We start from the raw sequence: 4,465 nt of genomic DNA, 5'->3' as shown, positions 1-4,465 counted from the left end.
GGGTGGAAGGGACACGGCCCGCTGCCGTGGAACCACGAGCCCAACCGCGCCTTCCTGCGCGCCCTGGTCGCCCTGGCCGATGCCTCCGAGCGGTTCGGTGACGCAGGTGAGGCGCATCGCTGCCGCGAGTTCCTGCACGAGTCGAGCCCCGAGGCGTATGAGGAGCTCGTCGCCCCCAAGAGCTAAGGGACGTACATCGTCAGGACGCCCGGCTCGATCCGCCAGGCGTACTCGGCTGCCGGTGGACTGAGCTCGCCGTCACTGGTGCACGCAAGCTCGTCGCCCCGCACGCTCACGCGGGTGCCGCGGACGTAGACGACGTCGTCCCGGCGGTGATGATCGCCTCGCCGGATGCTCCGCGCGTACGCGATACGGCGGCGCGGCGACTCGGTGTACGCCACCGCGATGTCCAGCTCGCCATCGGATGGGTCGGCCTGGGGGAGCAGGGGAGCGCCGCCGCCGACGAACCTGCCGTTGCCAACTGCCAGCTGAATGACGGGCTCCTTGCGGTCCAGGGTTGTGCCGTCGACCGTGATCTCGAGCCGGGCGCCCGTCTGGGTCAGGCCACGAGCCCCGGAGATCGCTGCGCCGATGACGTAGCCGACGGGGCCCAGTGCCTTCTTCCACGGACCGGCAATTCGGGCGGCCTCGGCACCGATGCCGATGTGGGCAGCGTTGACCACGACGTGGTCCTGCGCGTCGATGATCAGGTCGATCTGGCGGGTGCGACCTGCCGCGATGACGCCGGCTGCTTCGAGCCCATCTTCGGGCAGCGCGAGGGTTGCGGCGAAGTCGTTGCCGGTGCCGAGCGGCACCAGACCGATCGCGACGTCGCCCAACCGGTCACCGGAGCGCAACGCCTCGACCACGGCGTGCAGGCTGCCGTCGCCACCCAGCACCACGACGCCATCGATTCCCGGACGTACGTCCAGGGCCGCGGCGAGATCCTCGGGCGAGGATGTCTCGACGAGCTCGACGTCCGCCCCCCGACCCAACAATTCGACGACCTGCTCGATCGTGTCTTCGTCGGCTGATCCGGCATCGGCGTTGGCGATCGCGAGGAATGACGTCATGGCTGGTGAGCCTAGGCCGAACCGGGGGTGACCGCGACGCCGGGCTCACCCTTCGATCTGCGCTCCGGTGGGACGCGAGGCCCCCCATTCCGGACCGAATGCACTAGACTGCCGTGGTAAGAGCCCCGCGTGCACGGGGCTTGTCGCATGTGTAAGGGGTGCCATTCATGCCTGCAGTCGTCATCGTCGGAGCCCAGTGGGGCGACGAAGGCAAAGGCAAGGCCACCGACATCCTGGGCAGCCGGGTCGACTACGTGGTCAAGTTCAACGGCGGCAACAACGCCGGACACACCGTGGTGATCGGTGACCAGAAGTATGCGCTGCACCTGCTGCCCAGCGGCATCCTGAGCCCCGGCTGCGTCCCGGTGATCGGCAACGGCGTCGTGGTGGACCTCAAGGTGCTGTTCGAGGAGATTGACGGGCTCGAGGAGCGCGGCATCGACACGTCCCGCCTGGTGATCAGCGCCAATGCGCACGTCATCGCCGACTACAACCGCACGATGGACAAGGTCGCCGAACGCTTCCTCGGCAGCCGCAAGATCGGTACGACCGGCCGCGGCATCGGCCCGACGTACGCCGACAAGATGAATCGCCTCGGCATCCGTGTCCAGGACCTGTTCGACGAGAAGATCCTGCGCCAGAAGGTCGAGGGTGCACTCGAGCTCAAGAACCAGGTCTTGACCAAGATCTACAATCGCCGCGCAGTCGAGGTCGACGAGATCGTCGAGGAGCTGTTGTCGTACGTCGATCGGCTCGCTCCGATGGTCGCCGACACCCCACTTCTGCTGCACGAAGCGCTGACCGAGGGCAAGACGGTGCTGCTGGAGGCCGGCCAGGCCACCCTGCTCGACGTCGACCACGGCACCTACCCGTTCGTGACCTCCTCGTCGGCAACAACGGGTGGCGCGTGCACCGGCTCGGGCATCGCGCCGACGGAGATCACCCGCGTCATCGGCATCGTCAAGGCGTACGCGACCCGTGTCGGCGAGGGGCCCTTCCCGACCGAACTGTTCGATGAGGACGGGGACGGTGCGCGGCTGCGCAAGAACGGGGCTGAGTTCGGCACCACGACGGGTCGCCCCCGCCGCTGCGGCTGGTACGACGCGCCCATCGCGCGGTATGCCGCGCGCATCAACGGCGTAACCGACTTCGTCCTCACCAAGCTCGACGTGCTGACGGGCTGGGACCAGATTCCGGTGTGCGTTGCGTACGACGTCGACGGCGAGCGGGTCGACGAGATGCCGATGACGCAGACCGGCTTCCATCACGCCAAGCCGATCTACGAGTACTTCCCGGGCTGGAGCGAGGACATCTCCGGCGCCCGGTCGTTCGAGGACCTGCCCAAGACTGCTCAGGAGTACGTGCTGGCGCTGGAGAAGATCTCGGGTGCGCGTATCTCGACGATCGGCGTCGGTCCGGACCGCGAGCAGTCGATCGAACGCCACGCCCTGCTCTGACCGGGATCGGAATCGCGGCCCCGCGGGAGGTGGGGCCCGTATCGCGTGCCGATAGGCTCGACCTCTGTGAAGACTCTCGTCATCGGCACCGGAGGCCGCGAGCACGCCTTGGCACTTGCGCTCTCCCGAGATCCGCACGTCACCGAGGTCCACGCGGCTCCGGGCAATCCGGGTATCGGGAGCGTCGCGACGCTCCACGAGGTCGACCCGATGGACGGCGCTGCCGTGGCGGAGCTGGCCACTCGCATCGGCGTTGACCTCGTGGTGATCGGTCCCGAGGCGCCCCTCGTCGCAGGAGTCGCTGACGACGTCCGCGCAGCGGGCATCGCGTGCTTCGGGCCGTCGCGGGAGGCGGCGCAGCTCGAGGGGTCCAAGGCCTTTGCCAAGCAGATCATGGCTGCCGCAGAGGTCCCCACCGCGCTCGCCCACGTGTGCGAGACCGACGAGCAGGTTGTCGACGCACTCGACGCATTCGGTCCGCCGTACGTCGTCAAGGATGACGCGCTGGCCGCAGGCAAGGGGGTCGTCGTCACCGACGACCGCCAGACCGCGATCGATCACGCCGCGCAGTGTGGCACCGTCGTGATCGAGGAGTTCCTCGACGGCCCCGAGGTCTCGTTGTTCGCGATCACCGATGGCGACACGGTGCTGCCACTGCAGCCGGCGCAAGACTTCAAGCGTGCCTATGACGGCGACGAGGGGCCCAACACCGGCGGGATGGGCGCCTACACCCCACTCGCCTGGGCTCCGAACGATCTGGTCGCCGACGTCACTCGTCGGGTGCTCGTGCCGACCGTCCAGGAGATGGCCCGCCGTGGCACCCCTTTCCAGGGACTGCTCTACGCGGGATTGGCGCTCACCAGCCGGGGCCTTCGCGTCATCGAGTTCAACGCCCGCTTCGGCGATCCTGAGACCCAGTCGATCCTTGCCCTGCTTCGCACACCCCTGTCGGCCTTGTTGCACGGGGCTGCCACGGGTGAGCTTGCCGAGGTCGGCCTGCCGCACTGGTCGAAGTCGTCTTCCGTCACGGTCGTCGTAGCGGCCGAGGGCTACCCGGAGGCGCCGCGCAAGGGAGACCCGATCGAGGGTCTCGACCTGGTCGCCGAGCTCGACGGCGTCGACGTCATCCACGCCGGCACGGCGGTGGAGGACGGCCAGCTGGTGACAGCCGGAGGCCGAATCCTGTCGGTGACAGCGGTGGGCGATGACCTCGCGGAGGCACGTCGCCGGGCCTATGCGGGAGTCGACCTGATCGGTATTCGTGGCTCGCACCACCGGACCGACATCGCCCAGGCGGCCGAGCAGGGGACAATGGACGCGTGACCACACCCAACATCCTGGCCAGCCGCTACGCCTCCCCGGAGATCGCGCGCATCTGGTCGCCCGAGCACAAGATCGTGCTGGAGCGGCGCCTCTGGATCGCTGTCCTCACGGCGCAGAAGGATCTCGGCGTCGAGACCCCCGACGGTGTCATCGAGGCGTACGAGTCGGTGATCGACCGGGTCGACCTCGGCTCGATCGCCGAGCGAGAGAAGGTCACGCGCCACGACGTGAAGGCGCGCATCGAGGAGTTTGCCGCGTTGGCGGGCACCGAGCACATCCACAAGGGCATGACATCGCGTGACCTGACCGAGAACGTCGAGCAGCTGCAGATCCGGGCGTCGCTGGAGGTCATCCGCGATCGCGCCATCGCGACCCTCGCCCGGCTCGCCCGTCTCGCCAGTGAGCACTCGGCGCTGGTGATGGCCGGACGCAGCCACAACGTCGCTGCGCAGGCGACGACCCTAGGCAAGCGCTTCGCCACCGTCGCCGACGAGCTCATGGTCGCGGTGGATCGGCTCGACGACCTGATCGCTCGCTATCCGCTCCGTGGCATCAAGGGGCCGGTCGGAACTGGACAGGACCAGCTCGATCTCCTCGGCGGTGACGAGGCCA

Annotated in this window: 5 protein-coding genes; 4 read left to right on the top strand and 1 reads right to left on the bottom strand. The window is 68.3% G+C overall.

Annotated elements, in window-relative coordinates:
* A partial coding sequence (locus WB461_RS04365; protein ID WP_423851495.1) for a DUF3151 family protein occupies nt 1–186 on the top strand: 186 nt, incomplete at its 5' end.
* On the opposite strand, the gene WB461_RS04360 is transcribed toward WB461_RS04365, so the two are convergent.
* Entirely contained in the window at nt 183–1,073 is an 891-nt protein-coding gene (locus WB461_RS04360) for a diacylglycerol/lipid kinase family protein (RefSeq protein WP_423851494.1), read from the bottom strand. The genes WB461_RS04365 and WB461_RS04360 overlap by 4 nt on opposite strands.
* 167 nt (nt 1,074–1,240) lie before the next feature.
* On the opposite strand from WB461_RS04360, the gene WB461_RS04355 reads away from it, so the two are divergent.
* The 3 genes from WB461_RS04355 to WB461_RS04345 form a co-directional block, all read left to right on the top strand.
* Entirely contained in the window at nt 1,241–2,530 is a 1,290-nt protein-coding gene (locus WB461_RS04355; RefSeq protein WP_423851493.1) for an adenylosuccinate synthase, read from the top strand.
* 66 nt (nt 2,531–2,596) lie between these two features.
* Nucleotides 2,597–3,853 (top strand): phosphoribosylamine--glycine ligase, encoded by a 1,257-nt coding sequence (gene purD / locus WB461_RS04350; RefSeq protein ID WP_423851492.1) that lies wholly within the window; start codon nt 2,597–2,599, stop codon nt 3,851–3,853.
* The coding region (locus WB461_RS04345; RefSeq protein ID WP_423851491.1) for a lyase family protein at nt 3,850–4,465 on the top strand (616 nt) is incomplete at its 3' end. The genes purD and WB461_RS04345, both read left to right, overlap by 4 nt.

Source organism: Aeromicrobium sp., assembly GCF_049587115.1.
Taxonomy (GTDB): domain Bacteria; phylum Actinomycetota; class Actinomycetes; order Propionibacteriales; family Nocardioidaceae; genus Aeromicrobium.
This window is presented reverse-complemented; position numbering and strand designations above follow the sequence as displayed.